We start from the raw sequence: 16,390 nt of genomic DNA, 5'->3' as shown, positions 1-16,390 counted from the left end.
GAGGTACACAGTGAGTCCGATCACACAGGTCCCGGAGGACCTCCAAGAACTCGAGGCTATTGACATGCAAGATCAATCCCCGGCGGCGTCAGCCCACGACGAACTGCAAAAATTCGTCACAGAAAACGACATCAAAACCTTCAAAGTGGGCGTGGTGGACTTGGACGGAGTGTGGCGCGGTAAGCGCATCCCGGCCCGGTATTTCCTCGAAAGTGTCGCTGAGCGCGGAACAAATATCTGCAACATCATCTTCGGCTGGGATATTCAGGACGAAATCATTTCCGATCTCAGCTACACGGGCTGGGACTCAGGCTATCCTGACGTGACGCTCCTCCCGGATCTGAGCACCCTGAAGGTCGTTTCCGGGGAGCCCGGCGTGGCTTCCGTCATTTGCGACGCTTACGAGATGTCCGGCGAGCCTGCGGCGATCTGTCCCCGGAGCATTCTCAAGCGGGTCATCAAGAAAGCCGAAGACCTCGGCTACACGCCGGTCTGCGCCTACGAGTTCGAGTTCTACCTGTTCAAGGGCACTCCGACGGAGCTTGCTGCCCAAGGCTGGCGGGATCTGACCCCCATTACTGCCGGGAGCCACACCTACAGCCTCGTCAGGGACACAGGCACCGAGTTCCTCATCGGTGAGATCCGGCGCCGCCTGTCCGAGCAGGGCATCTTCATCGAGGCCAGCAACAGCGAAAACGGACCCGGCCAGTTCGAGATGAACATCCACTATTCCGATGCTCTTGCAGCAGCGGACAACGCCCTCCGGCTTAAGGCCACCGTCAAGGAAGTGGCCGCTGAGGCCGGCTACACGGCATCGTTCATGGCCAAGATCAATCCCGAGTGGGCCGGATCGTCCGGGCACATGCACCAAAGTCTTTGGGATCCGGAATCCGGCAAGTCAGCCTTCGCCAATGCCGAAGAACCCGGCGAGCTGAGCGCCATCGGGTACAACTACCTGGCGGGCGTCGTAGAGACGGCACCGGAGCTGACAGCCCTCTACCTGCCCACTATCAACTCCTACAAGCGGACCGAAGGCGGGCAGTGGGCCGGATCCAGTGCCACCTGGGGGCTGGACAACCGTACGGTCGCCATCAGGTCGATCCCGTCAAAGGGCAGTGCTGCACGCATCGAAAACCGGGTGCCGGGAGCCGACGCCAACCCTTACCTGGTCATCGCCGCAAGCATCGCCGCCGGCCTGCACGGCGTGGACACCAAAATGACCGCTCCCAAGCGGATCGTTGGCAACGCCTATGCCCTGGAAGAAGGACACCAGGTCAAGCAGCTGCCCGGAACACTTGACCAGGCCATCGAACAGTTCGAGAAAAGCGAGGTCGCCAGGGCGTACTTCGGCGAAACATTCGTGACCCACTACGTCCAGACGAGGCGCTGGGAGCTCCGCAAGCTCCAGACCAGTGTCACCGACTTCGAAATCGCCCGTTACCTGGAACGGATCTAGCGCCCAGAGCAGCTAAAGAACGTTCATTCTCCACATTTCATACCCAGAAAGAAGCACACAATGACTACTCACCCCGGAAAGATCGCTGCAGTCACCGGAGCCGCGTCCGGAAACGGCCTTGCCATCGCAGGAAAGCTGCTCAAGGAGGGGGCCACCGTCGTAGCCCTCGACCGTGACGAGGCTGCCCTCGAGCGCTTGGTCGCCCAGCACCCGGAGATGGTTCCTGTTGTTATGGACGTCGCCAACGAAGCCTCGGTCCACAGCGGCATGGCCGAGATCGACGCGAAATTCGGCCGGCTGGACACCCTTGTCAACAACGCAGGCATCGTCAAGGGCAGCAACTTCGACGACCTCGGCGTAGCCGAATGGGACCAGGTCTTCGCCGTAAACTCGACCGGACCGTTCCTGGTCAGCCAGGCCGCACGACCGCTGCTGGAGAAGGGCGCCGCCGCCCGTGGCGACGATTCAACCAGCGCCATCGTCAACATCACCTCTGTCGAAGCCCACATCGTCATCGCCAGCAGCGGGCATCCCCAGGTGCACTACAACGCTTCCAAGGGTGCACTCCTAATGTTCACGAAGGCTTTGGCCATCGAAACCGCGGCTTCCAAGATCCGCGTCAACGCTGTCGCCCCCGGCTTCATCGAGACCCCGTTCACCAAGTCCGTGCTGGAAAACCAGGAAGCCGTGAAGTTCCTCCTCGACCGTACGCCGCTCGGACGGATCGGCCGGCCATCCGACGTTGCCAACGCTGTCGCGTTCCTGGCCAGCGACGAGGCCAGCTGGGTGACCGGTACCACCATCCACGTCGACGGCGGTTGGCTGGTGTACTGACATGCGGGCCCCCCTCATCGCCATTTCAGCGGCCAGACAAACCGTCGACACCGCGTTTGGCCCGATGCCTTCGACAGTCCAGAACATGGCCTATGCCAATGGTGTGCTGACCGCGGGAGGACGCCCTGCCATTCTTCCCTCTTCGGCAACAATTCCCGATGGGGCGCTTGACGGCTTCGACGGGCTCATCCTCACCGGTGGAGGCGATATCAGTCCCCGGCTGTACGGCGAGGACCCGATCGACACGGTCTACGACGTGTGCGACATCCGAGACGACTTCGAAATCGAGCTTTACAACCAGGCCATGCTCCGTGGCATACCCATCCTGGCGACCTGCCGGGGGATGCAGCTTATCAATGTGATTCGCGGTGGAACCCTCGTCCAGGAGGTAAGCCCGGACCGGGGGCACTGGCAGGACAACCCGGCACACGAACCATGGCACAGGGTGCAACTGGAACCCGATTCCGAACTTGCCCGCATCGCCAGAAGTCTGAGCATCCCGGTGAACAGCTACCACCACCAGGGCCTGGGAAGACTCGGAAAGGGCCTTCGTGTCGTGGGACGGGAGGGCGACGTCATCGAAGCAATCGAAGCCGATGATGCCAGCCTGATCGGAGTGCAGTGGCACCCCGAACACATGGTCGATTATGACGAAGCCCAGAAGGCTCTCTTCGTGGATCTCGTGGAGAAGGCCGCGGCGCACGCACAGTCAGAGCAACTACTTCAGGAGCAATACTCATGAGCACAGAAACCGAGCACGGGCTCAGCCACAACAAGTCAGACTTTGACTTCCACGGACGGGCCCTCGACAACATCTTCGACGATTACCAGGACATGCTCGCCAACGGTCCTGTCGGTCACAGCGACAAGTACGGCGGCTTTTGGTACATCACCAAGAGCGAAGACATCTTCAACGCGGAGCAGGACCCGGACACTTTCGCCGTCGGACCTTCGATGCTCCTTCCGGCGTTCGGCACTGATGTCCCCCTGATTCCTATTGATATCGATCCGCCGACCCACGCTGACTTCCGCAAAATCCTGCTCCCGATGTTCACTCCCATGAACGTTTCAAAGCTGGGGCCGGGAATGCGGGAGACCGCAAGACAGCTGTGTCAGGAGGTTCTTGCGGCAGGCGACGTCGTTGATGTGTCGGCGAAACTTGCCCGCCCGATGCCGACGATCATCTTCGGCCGGCTGGCCGGATATCCGGAGCATGACTGGCCCATTTTCGACCGATGGATCGACGAGATCATCTATCAGCGCACCGCGCACCCGGAAACCGCATACGCGGCCGGACGCGAACTGAACGACTACTTCGACCGCCTTCTGGACGAACGGGAAAAGGCCGGACCGGAGGCAGAGGTCAGCAATGATCTGATCACCCAGCTTCTGAAAGCCGAAGTGAAGGGCCGGAAGCTCACGCGCGAGGAGCTGCTGTCGTACTGCTACCTGCTCTTCCTGGCCGGGCTTGACACGACTGCCTGGGCGATCCGTTCTGCCCTTTGGTACCTCGCCGGCAACCAGCAGGCCCAGCAGCAGTTGCGTCAGAACCCGGATCTGATCCCCACAGCTGCCGAGGAGTTCCTGCGGACGCTTTCCCCCGTCCAGGCCATGGCCCGCACGGCCAAGGCGGACACAGTTGTCCGGGGCCAGGAGATCAAGGCCGGCGAACGCGTCGTGCTGGTCTTCGGTGCGGGCAACCGTGACCCGGAGGTCTACGAAGAACCGAACGAAATCAAGATTGACCGTGAAGACAACCGCCACCTGGCCTTCGGGGGAGGTATCCACCGGTGCCTTGGATCGAACCTTGGCCGCGCCGAAATGGTTATCGCCATGGAGGAATTCCTGAAGGCTGTCCCTCACTTTGAACGGGCGAATGACGACGAACCGTGGCACGGCGTCGGCCCGCTGACCCTCAAGATTGGAGCTTGATCACCATGGGAGAACTTTGGGTTGACGGAGGGCGTTGCCAAGGCCACGCCCGGTGCTGGGCTCTGGCACCTGAAACGTTCGAGATCGACGAGGAAGGCTACGCCCACGTCATTCCCGGCCGTGAAAACAGCGGTGACGAGCCCAACGTCCGCAAGGCCATCCGGAACTGCCCTGAACGGGCAATCCTGGAACGGGAAACGAACGAGGCCAGTGAAAAGGCCTCCGAGGTTTCGGCGTCGTGACACGTCTGCCGGAGCGGGTAGCGATCGTTGGGGCTTCGGTTGCATCGGCGATGCTGATTGAACGCAGTCGTGAGCTGGGTTTTGCAGGCGAATTCATCGTCCTGGATTCAGATCCGAAGGCGCCCTACGACCGGCCTCCGCTGTCCAAGCAGTTTCTTCTTGGCACTGGTCCGGTCGAGGCTGCCGAGTGGTGGCCGGAGGCTACGCCGGTCATCAACGCAAAGGCGATCGGGCTGCTCACCGACAAGCGGACAATCCTGCTGGACAAGCTAGGAGAGGTAGCGGCTGACGCGGTCGTCATCGCAACAGGAGCTGGCTCAATCCGGTTGCCGAATGAGCCGGCGGGCGTTCTCAGCCTAAGAACTGCCCAGGACGCCGTGGCCCTGCGCACCGCCGTGGATGCAGGGGCTGCCAGCGCCATCATCATCGGCGCCGGAACCATCGGTGCGGAATTGGCGTCGACGCTCGCGCAGCGCGGGCTTGCCGTCACGGTGGTGGATTTGGCTCCGCAACCCATGCAGCGCTTCTTTTCAGGACACTTGGGGGAGGAGGCGAAGGCATGGATGCACCAGGCCGGTGTTGTGACTCACTTTGGAGTTGCTGTGGAATCCATCCAGAAGGCGGACGCCCACTGGACGGTCAGCGTCAGCGGTCTTGACCTGCACGCCGACTTGGTCATCAGCGCTGTCGGCGCCAGACCCAACACGGAATGGCTGACCTACAGCGGGCTCGACCTTTCCAATGGAGTCCGTTGCACTGCGGACGGGAAGGCCCTGCTGAACACCGGCGAAGTCGCTGACGGGATCTTCGCTATCGGAGATGTTTCGGCCCGGCGGGTCGAGGACGGAACCTATCGGCGGTTTGAGAGTTGGACCCAGGCCCAACGGCATGGCGCAGCCCTTGCTGAGTACTTTGCCGGCTTCGAATCCACCGAACTGGAAATGGCCCCGTACGGGTGGACGGAGCAGTTCGGTCGAAAGGTCCAGGTGCACGGCATGCTTCCGCCCGCAGGCGAACTTGTCCAGGTCTACGCTGCGGAGGAACGCAACGCCGCCCTATACCGGGTCGGATCGGCGGAGGAAGAGGCGGCCTGGATCGGCGTCAACGCGCCAAGGCAGTTCAGTCGGGCCGCCATGGGCATGAGCCTTCTAAGCTGAAATGGTGAAAACCCCTGCTGAGTCCACGGCCTCGCAACCGAATGAGGTCCTGCCCGCTGACTATCGCCAGAAACTCCAAATAGCAGAGCTCCGGGCAGATACCCTGTCCGAGCTCACGCAGCTAATGATGGAAGGCCCAGATCCGCTCGCCCTTGCTCAAAGGGCAGTGGATTTGGTAGCCAGGGCAACCAACTCAGCAGGGGTTTTCGTCTACCTGTGGGATGAACAGGAACAGGTCCTGGTCATGCGTGCAGGCACGGCTGGAGTGCAAAGCCAGCAAGTTGGAAGGGTTACCCTTCGCCTCGGCGAGGGGGTAACCGGCTGGGTAGGGCTTACCCGGCAGTCAGTTGTCCTTAACAAAAATATTCAGCAAGATCCGCGGTTCGTCAGCATCAGCGAACTGCAGGAAGAAGATTTCAATTCGATGCTGGTAGTCCCGATCGTGGCTCCGACCGGGACGCTCCTGGGCGTGTTCAGTCTCTGGTCCTATGCCGAGGAAACCTTCACCTGGGAGTCAAAGCTGATTGCGGACGAGGTGGGCATGCTGCTTGCCAGCGGCCTGCTGCAGGCTGAGACTGTTGATGACTTGCGGCGTCAGTCCGCTGCAGCGCATTTCCTTGTCGATTTCCCGATCAACTCTGCCACGTCGGTTCTCCAATGCGCTCAAGTGGCCGCGCAGTCGATTCTCAAGCACATGAGTTCCGACGGTTGCGTCATCGAATATTTCGGCCGTGGCCCAGCCACGTCGCCGCCGACCGCCATCGCGATGGACAAGGGCGAGCGAAGCGGAAGCATTGTCCGAACCACTCATTCACGGACAGCAACGTCCGAATTCATTGAATCCAACTTCGCGGGGCACGAGCGGATATCTGTCTCCTTCGGTCTCACAAGCACCCGGGGCATCGTGACCTGCTACCGTCCACGCCGCTATTCCACCAGGGAGCTTGACCGGCTTAGCGCCATTTGCTCTCAGCTCGCCGCCCTGTTTGAGGCAGTAGAACTGGAATCGGTGGGTTCATCCCACGCTTCACGCCTCCTGCGAAGCGTCGGCACGAGTACATTCGCCCGCATTCTCGAGGAGTCAGGCTGGTCCAAGGGCCGAACGCTGCCCGTCCTTGTACGGGTGAAACGGCTGAAATTCGACTCTGATGCTGTGTCCCGGCGCATCGCCCCCTACCTCCAGGAGCTGGCGGGCTCCCGCTCCCTGGTCTTCACCGAGGGGCCCCTTAGCCTGCTGTTTATTGATACTCCCTCCGGTTCAGGAGAAGAGATCAGGACGAAGCTGGAGACAACTCTTTCGGAGCTCGACGAACACCGCGGCGTCTCAGCTTTCGCCGGCATTGGGCCACTGGCGCGCGACGTCGCCTCTCTTCAGCCGGCACTTTCGGACGCCGAAACCGCATTGGCGTGGACAGAACTGGTTACCAGGACGTCCGGGCGACGGGTTACCTCGTTCAGCGAAATAGAACATCTGCAGGAATTGCCTCTTGTCGGCGAAGGAATGTCTGAAGAGATCAGGAATGTGCTCGCTGAACTCAGGTCTCTCACGCGCTACGACGCGGAAAATGGAACGCAGCTGGCCGAAACAGTCGCCATGCTCCTATCCAATAAAGGATCCATTGCCGATACCGTCTCCAAACTGCACATTCACCGCAACACACTCCGACAACGCCTCCAGCGCGTGGAGCAGCTCATCGGTCATTCATTCGAAGAAGCAGGGGACTGGCTTCCCACCGGTATTGCCGCACGACTGGCAGTGAGGGAAGGACACCGCGCCGTTCCTCAGTGACGCGCGCCACCGCCTGCTCTGATTTCCGGAGCTGAACACTTGAATTGCCCAAACGGATCCCAAGCCAGCCGCCGTCCGATGCAAAAGCATCTGCCCCCCGGCACGCACACACATGTGGATCTCAAATGTGCACGTGGCACTGCAGTCCCGGCGACGCTGTTCGCTACGTTGAAGTATTGAAACCCCGACCGCCCGATAGGACATTCAACTATGACCCCTCAGTCAGATCCGCACCGAGGCGCCGGCACTCTGCAGGCCCTCGTCATCCAGCCGGATCCCTACTGTCCGATCGACCGCCTCGGAACGTGGTTGCACGACGAAGGGATAAGCACGAGAACGGTCCAGCCTTTCAAGGACGAGGTGATTCCGGAATTATTCCAGGAGGACGCCCTGGTGGTTCTGGGCGGGGACATGAGCTCCTTGGACGATCATGTCTATCACTGGCTAGCCGACATCCGAAGCCTTATGGCAGCCGCGGCCAGCCAGGGGAAGCCCACGCTCGGGATCTGCCTCGGAGCGCAGCTGATGGCACAGACGTTCGGGGGAACCGTGGCCAAGGGCGACCAAGGCCTGGAGGCGGGAGTCGTAGAGGTAGCGCTGCGGGCCGAGGCTGCGGAAGATCCCCTGATGGCCGGTTTGCCGGGCCCTTTCTTCGCCGGAGCGATGCATGGGGACATGATCGACCAGCTTCCCCCTTCGGCCGTCTGGCTCGGCATGACGTCGCAATATCCGCACCAGGCTTTCCGGGTAGGCGACGTGTCCTGGGGCGTTCAGTTTCACCCTGAGCTGTCTCCGGAGGGCTATCGCCGATGGTTGTCCCTGGTTAACGAGAATGACACGGTTTCCGTGGAGCGGGCAGGACGCGGAATGCAGGCATTCGAGAATCAGGACCGGATCGTGAAGGAGCATACCGAAGCAATGGCGCGCCGCTTCGCCCACATGGTCCGAACAACCGCAACTGTGGCTTCACAGTAAGAAAGTATGCGGAACGCCGCCCGCCGGCTTGGATTTGTAGAATCCAAGCCGGCGCGCTCCCGTTTGTTCCAACGATGCAGTCAGCCCACTTGCAGGAAACGTCGTTGGCGGCCGCCATGGCGCTTGGATGCACCGGCTGAACGGTATCCGGGACAAGGCGCCGTCTCTTTCAGGCGTGGCCCGGCGCCGGACCAGCTCGTGCCCCACAGGTTTCCTTAGGGTATGTTCACGAGCGATGGCGCTCTCATGGTCAGAGGTGCCAGGGGTTCTCCGGCTGAGTAGCTGTCTGCGAAGACAGCCGCGCCCGGGCCGGTCAGCACCACCTGGGTATCCGCCCACATGCAGACGCCGTCTTCCACCGACACCGACGGCAGACTGAGTTCGGCAAGGCGAACGATTTCATTTCCTTGCTCGATGGACAGGTATGCCCCGTCGGGCCCGACTTCGATCTTCGGACGGCTAATGGAGACCGACATGAGTCCATGATGGGCGAGGAATCGGGCCTCCCCGCCGAACTGGAGCACAAAGTTCTCCCCGTTGGACTGGTCCAGGCTTCTGAACGGGAAATAGAACTGTCGGGTATTGGTCGCGGCGGCACCCTCGCGCAGGAGGATGCGGCCATCGCGCATGGACTGCACATACCGGACGAAGCTGTCTTTCACCGCCCAGGCCATGCCGAGATCTGCTCTTTCAACAGTAAGTTCGGACATCAGGGTTCCTTCATCGTTGCCGGGTTGCACACGGCCGGTGGTGCTCCCGCTCCCGCACACCGGGAACCGGAGTGGCTTGCCGGCTGTTCATACTCGACCATCTTCATGCCGGTTCAGATGATCGACATGTACTGCGGGCACAATGTTCGTACCGGCCGTGTGCCTGGTGCCCATCCGTGTGGACCGTGGACCCCGGAAATGACCCGTCTTTTGATATCCAGAGCCTGCCGGAGGGGCATTGACGCCGCCACTGTCAACGGGTGAGAGGAATCTCCGGGGAGGGGCGCTGAGGGGCGCGACCAGTGAAACCGGTTCTGAATTGGACTGGGATGTTCAATTGCTCAGGGGCGAGGCACTCGTAGACGAGTCCGGGAGGAATCTGGTGGCAGAACTCAAGGGTGTATGACCAAGGGCTGTGCCAGGTGACAAGAACACCTGAGGGTTCGCGATGGACTCGCTGGGAACGGAGCCGGATGATGGCCCCTGCCACTTCATAGTCACTATGAACCCGTTCCTGATGATGTACGCGTTCAGGCGTGCTGGGCTGGCCGCCCCTCATGGTGCGGCCGCAGGATGGAAGCCAGCGCTAAGGTTGGGCCTATCCGTTTCCCACTTGTAATCGATCCACACGTTGAAACCGTCTGCCCGGTGAAAAAGGCGGCGGGGCTCGGGGCCGTCATTGTCGAGCCACAAGATTTGATCATCATCGGTGACTGCATCGACAACTCCACGGCGGATCTCCTCATCATGAAGTTTAACGATGACCAGCTGGCCAATCAGCGGCTGCCATTTGGGTTGCAGGTGAAATGCCATGCGATGTGCCCTTCCTGTGAACCGGGCCGTGTCTGCCCTCCATCGGGCAGACACGGCCGATTGTCCTACTAAACAGTTACCAGGTCCTGCCAGTCGGCGAGGGCGTGCCCGTGGGCATCACTGACAGACTTGTGAGTGACCCTTCCTGCCGCCACGTTCAGACCGCCAGCCAAAGCGGGGAGCCGGTCGAAAGCGCCCTTGACGCCGTGGTTGGCCAGAGCCACCGCATACCGGAGCGTGACGTTGGTCAACGCGTACGTAGACGTGTTCGGAACGGCGCCGGGCATGTTGGCCACGCAGTAGAAGATGGTGTCGTGGACCTTGTAGGTGGGTTCCTGGTGCGTGGTGGGACGGGTGTCTTCGAAGCAACCGCCCTGGTCCACCGCGATGTCCACGAGCACCGAGCCGGGCTTCATCCGGGCCACGAGTTCGTTGGTCACCAGCTTGGGGGCCTTGGCGCCGGGGATCAGCACGGACCCGATCACGAGTTCTGCGTCGATAACTGACTTCTCGATCTCGTATGAGTTAGACGCAACGGTCTTCAGGCGCCCCTGGTACTGGGCGTCCAGTTCACGCAGCCGGTTGATGTTGATGTCCAGGATGGTGACGTCGGCGCCGAGTCCCAGTGCCATGGCAGCGGCGTTGGTGCCCGCGACGCCTGCACCCAGGACCACAACCTTGGCGGGGCGCACGCCCGGAACGCCGCCAAGAAGTACGCCCTTGCCCCCGGCCGGGGCCATCAGCGAGGTCGCACCGACCTGGACGGACAGCCGCCCCGCCACCTCGGACATCGGGGCGAGCAGCGGCAGGGCCCGGCCTTCCTGGACGGTCTCGTAGGCGATAGCCGTTACACCGGAGTCGACAAGCGCCTCTGTCAGTGCGGGCTCCGCCGCGAGGTGGAGGTAGGTAAAGAGGAGCAGGCCCTCGCGGAAGTGGCGGTATTCGGATGCCACGGGCTCCTTGACCTTCATCACCATATCGGCCCGCGCCCAGGCCTCGTCTGCAGTCTGAACGATCTCGGCACCGGCGAGTGCGTACTCCTCATCGTTAATGCCGGAACCAGCGCCAGCGCCGGTTTCCACGAGCACGTCATGGCCGTTTGCTTTGAATTCGTGCACGCCGGCGGCCGTAATGGCGACGCGGAACTCATTGTTCTTGATTTCCTTGGGGACGGAGATGATCATGTTTCATGCCTTCTGATGGGATTAGAGCTTGTGGGCAAAAGAATGACAGAAAGTGCAGAAAATTGGGCTTCTACCGCAGTATCTGCGGCAGAATAGATGTAAGCGGTGAATCTCTGCAATGTGAGGAGTGTTACAAGTGTCGGACCCGCAGAAACTGCAACAGGTGACCTTGGACGAAGTCGACCACAAGCTTCTGGGCCTGCTGTCCAATAATTCAAGGCGCACCAATCAGTCGTTGTCGGAAGCTCTCGGGCTTGCGCCATCAACATGTCTCGCCCGCCTCAAGGCACTCAAAGAGTCGGGGGTGATCAAGCGGTTCACCGTCGAAGTCGCCCCCGAAGCGATGGGCCTGCCCCTGCAGGCCCTGGTTAGCGTGCGGCTTAGGCCTGGCGCCCGGCATCTGATGAACGCCTTCGGAAACGAGTTGCGGGGCCTGCCCGAGATCAAACAATTCTTCGTACTTGGAGGCGCAGACGATTTCTTGATCCATATCACGGCCAAGAACACCGAGCACATCCGTCAATTCGTTCTGGACCATCTGTCATCGAATCCCGCCGTCGCAGGCACGCAGACCAACCTCGTGTTTGAACACGGCCACGGAACCGCCTTCGGACTCTAGGTCGACTAAGACAAACCGCAGCAGCTGCCCAGGCCGGGAAGGCTACGGGCGGTTCCAGTCCATGTCTTGTACTAGTGAGGGAGGGCCTTACCTGCTGCAATGGCATTACGAGACGCGAAAAAGTCGCTCATCAGGGAAAGGAGTCGAAGTGTCATCCTCAGATGCACGTAACCCCGACTTTCAGAAAATCTTCGAAAGTCTTCCGAGCCAATACATCATCGTGACCCCCGACAGAACGATCGTCGCCGCCACTGACTCGTTCCTTGCATCTACGGGAAAGAGCCGTGAGGGAATCGTCGGCAAAGACATCCTTGTTGCGTTTCCGGACAACCCGGACAACCCCGACGCCAAAGGCACAGAGATACTGCGCAGCTCCATCGAGCGTGTCGTCGAGACGGGCAAGATCGACATTCTTCCGCCTGTTCGCTACGACATCGAGAACTCAGACGGGGTTTTCGAGCCCCGCTGGTTCCAGCCTCTGAACGCTCCGGCTTTCGACGGCGAGGGCAAGCTCGTCTACGTCCTGCACGGGGCGGAAGACATCACAGCTCAAATGATAAGCAAAAGCTGAACCCCTAGCCGCCCTGCCCCGATAAGGACTAAGAATCATGGACGACGTCAAAGTAACCCTCATTGGAGGGCCCACCCTGCTCCTTGAGATCGCCGGCTACCGGATGATCACTGACCCCACCTTCGATTCTCCCCAGGTCTACCACCACCCGATCGCCGGGCCCGTCACCAAGAAGCTCGGCCCCAGCGCCACCCCCGAGGAACTTGGCCAGGTTGACCTGGCTCTCGCCTCCCACGAGCACATCGACAATCTGGACGTAGCGGGTCGGGGTTTCCTAACAATGGTGCCACTTGCCCTCACAACGACAGAGGCAGCGGAGAACTTCGGCCCCAATGTCCTCGGGATCAGCGACTACGAGACTCATACTGTTGCACTTCCCGATGGACGGCAGATGAAGATCACGGCAGTGCCGGCGCATCATGGCCCGGAAGGCGTGTGGGACGCACTCGGGCCGGTCATTGGCTTCGTCCTCGAAGCAGAGGGCATGCCGACCATATACATCAGCGGCGACAACTCCGAACTGGACATCGTGCGCGAAATCGCGGACCGTTTTCCAGCCATTGATATCGCCGTGCTCTTCGTCGGCGGCGCCAAATTCGACGTGATTGCAGACGGCGCGTACATCACCCTCAGCAATGACCGCGCCCTCGAAGCGGCCAAGATCATGGGTGTCAAGAAGGTCGTTCCTGTACACGAAGACTCATGGGAACATTTCAGTCAAAATGCAGACCAGATCAGCAAGCTTTTCGCTGACGCTGGTCTTAACGACCTCCTCATCGCCCTCAAGCCAGGAGAGTCTGCCGACATCCGACTCTAGCAATCGGAGCCCAGAATCGAAGGTTGGATTCGTAACGGCCAACCTTCGATTCTGCGTTTAAAGACGGAGCCAGTAAAGGCCGGCCATGACTACGTGGGATGGAGTTGTGTGCGCGGCGCACACACAACCTCTTAATGAGTCGGGAAGAATGGCGGCAGCACAACTCACCGACCGCTTGGAGCCCAGGGACGATGACGACCATTGCAGAGCAATTCACCCGGGAACACGACGAACTGGCAAACGCAGCAGGAAGCCTGAGAGCCGACTATTGGTCCATATCGCAAGGGCTGCGGCTGCTGGGTGACCGCTGGTCCCTGTTGATCGTGCGTGAACTGCTCGGCGGTGAAATGGGGTTCAATGATATGTCCCGTGCGCTGCCTGATCTCTCCCGGACGCTGCTCTCCCAGCGGCTTAAGCGGCTGGTCCAACTCCAGCTTGTCATTCGCAACGATGAAACCGGTCCTCGCGGCTCACGGCGCTACAGACTCACGCCGATCGGCTACGGGCTGCGTCAGACCTTGGAGTCGCTCGGCCTCTGGGCCAGCCAGTGGCAGGCACCCTTTGAGAATGACCTGCGGGCAGGGCTTGGCACACTGCTCGAACACATGGGCCGCAGCCTTATGACAGATTCCCTGCCCCGGAAGTCGATGGTCCTGGCGTTTGAATTCGACAACGCCAGAGGAGCTCCCTTGCAAGGTTGGATCTGCAGAGAGAACAGCAGGACGACCTCGAGTATCGGCCGCTCAGAACGTATCCCGGATCTTCAGATCCACGTCGCTCCGCGGGTCCTCTACGATCTCTGGTGGGGTCTTCGCCGTTGTGAAGACGCACGGCAGCTGGGCTCCATCGGATTTGTTGGCCCGGAGGAGTGGGCTGCGGGCTTCTCGGGTTGGTTCACTCCCCGGGCAGCTTCCTGATGTCAGTGCCCCACTGATGTTCCCCTCTTTCCGGTGCAACTGAGGGACACCAAACAAGGACTACACCACTCAGCCAGGGGAGAGTAGGGTCATTTAAACAACGGCGCTGTCGCCCGGAACGACCAGGAGACCGCGTTGTGACGGCGCTGCTTTCTTGGAGGAACCCGGATGGCTGGATGGAATGCTGACACGGCTGCGGGCCCGCTGGGGGCAGGGACCGTCACCCTGGTAGAGGAAACCTCGTTCTGTATTTCCTTGCCTAGTGGGGACATCCTTCCCGAACATCCGCATGGTCTGTTCGTCCAGGACACCCGCTTCCTGTCCCGCTGGAACCTGACAATCAACAGCCATGCGCTTGAGTCCCTGGCGGCAGAGACGCAGGAACCCTTCCGCGCACTGTTTGCAGGCCGTGTTAGCCGGTCCGACGGGTATGCTGACAGCCCGCTGATCGTAGAGCGGGTGCGGGAAGTTGGAGCCGGTATCCAAGAGCAAATCACCGTTCGCAACTACTCGAGGGAGCCGGTCGAATGCGTGGTTTCCCTCGAAGCGGAAGCGGATTTCGCGGACCTTTTCGAGGTAAAAGAAGCGCGGATCCAGCGTACGTGGGACACATCCCGCTACGTCGGAGGAGACCAACTGACCATCGCCGGCAAATGGCAAGGCGTGCAAAAGCGGGTGACCATTCAGGCTGCAGGAGCAGAGATGAAGCCGGAGCGAGTCACATACGAGATAACCGTCCCGCCGCACGGCCGCTGGAGTGCAGCCGTCAGAGTCACACCTGAGCTCGAAGCCTCCGACCGGAGCGGCGTACTTGTCCACCCTGATGGGGAGGGATTGTCCCCGAGTGACCGTCGCCGTAAGGAGTGGGTTGCCAAGATACCGGTCGTTCGCATGGGCAATCGATCCATCGAACGGACTTTACGGCGGAGCTACGAAGATCTGGGCGCCCTCAGGATCGAGGACTCGAATCATCCCGAGCGTGTTGTGGTGGCCGCGGGCGCACCATGGTTCATGACGCTCTTCGGCCGTGATTCCCTGTGGGCCTCCGAGATGGCATTACCGGTGGATCCGTCACTGGCTTTGGGGACGCTGCAGACCCTGGCGGACCGGCAAGGAAGCGTAGTGGACCGGCTGACAGAGGAGGAACCCGGCAAGATTTTGCATGAAGTTAGGCTTAGCGTCAATACCGGGTTAGCCCTTGGAGGCAAATCGGCGTACTACGGAAGTGTCGACGCGACGCCGCTGTTTGTGGACGTGCTTGGAGCCGTCAGCCGGTGGGGATTCGGAGCGGATATTATCGCCAACCTGCTGCCTCACGCGGACCGTGCCCTGGAATGGATACGTCATTACGGGGATAAGGATGGCGACGGTTTTGTTGAGTATGAACGCCTCAACGACCAAGGCCTAATAAACCAGGGCTGGAAAGACTCCTGGGACGGAATCAATTTTGCCGATGGAACGCTTGCCGAGCCCCCAATCGCACTCTGTGAGGTCCAGGGCTACGTCTATGCCGCATATACGGCGCGCGCCTGGATGGCATACGACGCAGGGGACACAGCACGTGGAGATGAGCTCACCGATCTGGCGGCGGAGCTGAAGCGGAAGTTTAACGAGCAGTTCTGGATGCCGGACCGTGGGTATTACGCAATCGCCCTCGACGGCAGGAAACGGCAGGTGGACGCGTGTGCTTCCAACATGGGCCACTGTCTAGTATATGGCCTCGTTGACGAGGACAAGGCTCCCCAGGTTGCTGAGCGGCTTATGTCACCAGAGATGTTCAGCGGCTGGGGTGTAAGGACTCTGGCCAGCAACATGGGTGCCTACAACCCCGCCAGCTATCACAATGGCTCAGTATGGCCGCACGACAATGCGATCATCGCTGCCGGACTGTTGCGGTATGGCTTCGTGACAGAAGCACAGCGCATTACTACTGCAATATTGGAAGCCGCCGAATCGTCCGGTGGGCGGTTGCCCGAACTTTTCTGCGGCTTCAGCCGGGACCAGTTTGCCGAACCCGTACCGTATCCAACCGCGTGTTCACCCCAGGCTTGGGCAGCGACCGCTCCGATCCTCTTGGTCACGAACCTCATGCGGTACGACGTCCATGTCTCCCGTCGGGAACTGTGGATGGACCCTGTGCTCCCGGAAGCCTATGGGGACCTGCACATCACTAACGCACCGGTTGGTGGCGACCGGATCACCATTGACATCGACAAGTCCGGCCTATCCCTTCAGGGCCTGCCCGAGTGGATGCAATTTCGACGTGGACACCGTCCATGGATTACGGAGTTGGTAGAAGAGGCAAACCGCCGGCCGCGGAGGTAGCGGCTTGGCTGTCTTCAACACTAGGCAACGACATTGCCGTGCAGCCCGA

The 16,390-nt window shown here is 60.7% G+C and carries 16 protein-coding genes; 13 read left to right on the top strand and 3 right to left on the bottom strand.

Annotation, left to right across the window (positions count from 1 at the left end; all coding sequences use genetic code 11):
• Positions 1–64: 64 nt before the first annotated feature.
• The 8 genes from PJL15_RS17925 (at position 65) to PJL15_RS17890 (ending at position 8,385) form a co-directional block, all read left to right on the top strand.
• On the top strand, positions 65–1,456 hold the full coding sequence (locus PJL15_RS17925; protein ID WP_281452491.1) for a glutamine synthetase family protein: 1,392 nt from the start codon (positions 65–67) through the stop codon (positions 1,454–1,456).
• Positions 1,457–1,516: 60 nt separating this feature from the next.
• Positions 1,517–2,290, top strand: coding sequence for an SDR family NAD(P)-dependent oxidoreductase (locus PJL15_RS17920; protein WP_281452490.1), 774 nt, complete (start codon positions 1,517–1,519; stop codon positions 2,288–2,290).
• Between the two features lies 1 nt (position 2,291).
• Positions 2,292–3,032 carry a gamma-glutamyl-gamma-aminobutyrate hydrolase family protein gene (locus PJL15_RS17915; RefSeq protein WP_281452489.1) on the top strand — a complete coding sequence of 247 codons (741 nt, stop codon included), beginning with the start codon at positions 2,292–2,294 and terminating at the stop codon, positions 3,030–3,032.
• Complete coding sequence (locus PJL15_RS17910) at positions 3,029–4,222, top strand: cytochrome P450 (RefSeq protein WP_281452488.1); 1,194 nt, start codon at positions 3,029–3,031, stop codon at positions 4,220–4,222. Before PJL15_RS17915 ends, PJL15_RS17910 begins: the two co-directional genes overlap by 4 nt.
• A gap of 5 nt (positions 4,223–4,227) precedes the next feature.
• Positions 4,228–4,464, top strand: a complete 237-nt coding sequence (locus tag PJL15_RS17905) for a ferredoxin (RefSeq protein ID WP_056332056.1) — start codon at positions 4,228–4,230, stop codon at positions 4,462–4,464.
• The gene (locus PJL15_RS17900; protein WP_281452487.1) at positions 4,461–5,621 is read left to right on the top strand and encodes an NAD(P)/FAD-dependent oxidoreductase; all 1,161 of its coding nucleotides are present in this window, start codon (positions 4,461–4,463) and stop codon (positions 5,619–5,621) included. Before PJL15_RS17905 ends, PJL15_RS17900 begins: the two co-directional genes overlap by 4 nt.
• Position 5,622: 1 nt before the next feature.
• On the top strand, positions 5,623–7,410 hold the full coding sequence (locus PJL15_RS17895) for a helix-turn-helix domain-containing protein (RefSeq protein WP_281452486.1): 1,788 nt from the start codon (positions 5,623–5,625) through the stop codon (positions 7,408–7,410).
• A gap of 210 nt (positions 7,411–7,620) precedes the next feature.
• Positions 7,621–8,385: a type 1 glutamine amidotransferase gene (locus PJL15_RS17890; RefSeq protein ID WP_281452485.1), complete on the top strand. Its 765-nt coding sequence runs from the start codon at positions 7,621–7,623 to the stop codon at positions 8,383–8,385.
• 215 nt (positions 8,386–8,600) lie between these two features.
• Here PJL15_RS17890 and PJL15_RS17885 read toward each other — a convergent pair whose 3' ends face one another.
• The 3 genes from PJL15_RS17885 to ald all read right to left on the bottom strand — a co-directional run bounded on the left by PJL15_RS17885 (position 8,601) and on the right by ald (position 11,092).
• Positions 8,601–9,095, bottom strand: a complete 495-nt coding sequence (locus PJL15_RS17885) for an HtaA domain-containing protein (RefSeq protein WP_281452484.1) — start codon at positions 9,093–9,095, stop codon at positions 8,601–8,603.
• A gap of 555 nt (positions 9,096–9,650) precedes the next feature.
• Complete coding sequence (locus PJL15_RS17880) at positions 9,651–9,908, bottom strand: hypothetical protein (RefSeq protein ID WP_281452483.1); 258 nt, start codon at positions 9,906–9,908, stop codon at positions 9,651–9,653.
• A 68-nt stretch (positions 9,909–9,976) separates the two neighbouring features.
• Positions 9,977–11,092: an alanine dehydrogenase gene (ald, locus tag PJL15_RS17875; RefSeq protein WP_281452482.1), complete on the bottom strand. Its 1,116-nt coding sequence runs from the start codon at positions 11,090–11,092 to the stop codon at positions 9,977–9,979.
• Between the two features lie 169 nt (positions 11,093–11,261).
• Between ald and PJL15_RS17870 the strand changes: the two genes are divergently transcribed.
• The 5 genes from PJL15_RS17870 to PJL15_RS17850 all read left to right on the top strand — a co-directional run bounded on the left by PJL15_RS17870 (position 11,262) and on the right by PJL15_RS17850 (position 16,341).
• The gene (locus PJL15_RS17870) at positions 11,262–11,711 is read left to right on the top strand and encodes an Lrp/AsnC family transcriptional regulator (RefSeq protein WP_281452481.1); all 450 of its coding nucleotides are present in this window, start codon (positions 11,262–11,264) and stop codon (positions 11,709–11,711) included.
• A gap of 148 nt (positions 11,712–11,859) precedes the next feature.
• A complete protein-coding gene (locus PJL15_RS17865; RefSeq protein WP_281452480.1) occupies positions 11,860–12,282 on the top strand; it encodes a PAS domain S-box protein in 423 nt (140 codons plus the stop codon).
• Positions 12,283–12,319: 37 nt separating this feature from the next.
• Positions 12,320–13,099, top strand: a complete 780-nt coding sequence (locus tag PJL15_RS17860) for an MBL fold metallo-hydrolase (RefSeq protein WP_281452479.1) — start codon at positions 12,320–12,322, stop codon at positions 13,097–13,099.
• Positions 13,100–13,290: 191 nt separating this feature from the next.
• Positions 13,291–14,016: a winged helix-turn-helix transcriptional regulator gene (locus PJL15_RS17855; RefSeq protein WP_281452478.1), complete on the top strand. Its 726-nt coding sequence runs from the start codon at positions 13,291–13,293 to the stop codon at positions 14,014–14,016.
• Positions 14,017–14,184: 168 nt separating this feature from the next.
• Positions 14,185–16,341: an amylo-alpha-1,6-glucosidase gene (locus PJL15_RS17850; RefSeq protein ID WP_281452477.1), complete on the top strand. Its 2,157-nt coding sequence runs from the start codon at positions 14,185–14,187 to the stop codon at positions 16,339–16,341.
• The last annotated feature ends 49 nt before the right edge of the window (positions 16,342–16,390 follow it).

The organism is Paenarthrobacter nitroguajacolicus, from assembly GCF_029952445.1.
GTDB classification, from domain to species: domain Bacteria; phylum Actinomycetota; class Actinomycetes; order Actinomycetales; family Micrococcaceae; genus Arthrobacter; species Arthrobacter nitroguajacolicus_B.
Note: the sequence above shows the minus strand (reverse complement) of the source record. Positions and strands in the feature narration are given on the sequence as shown.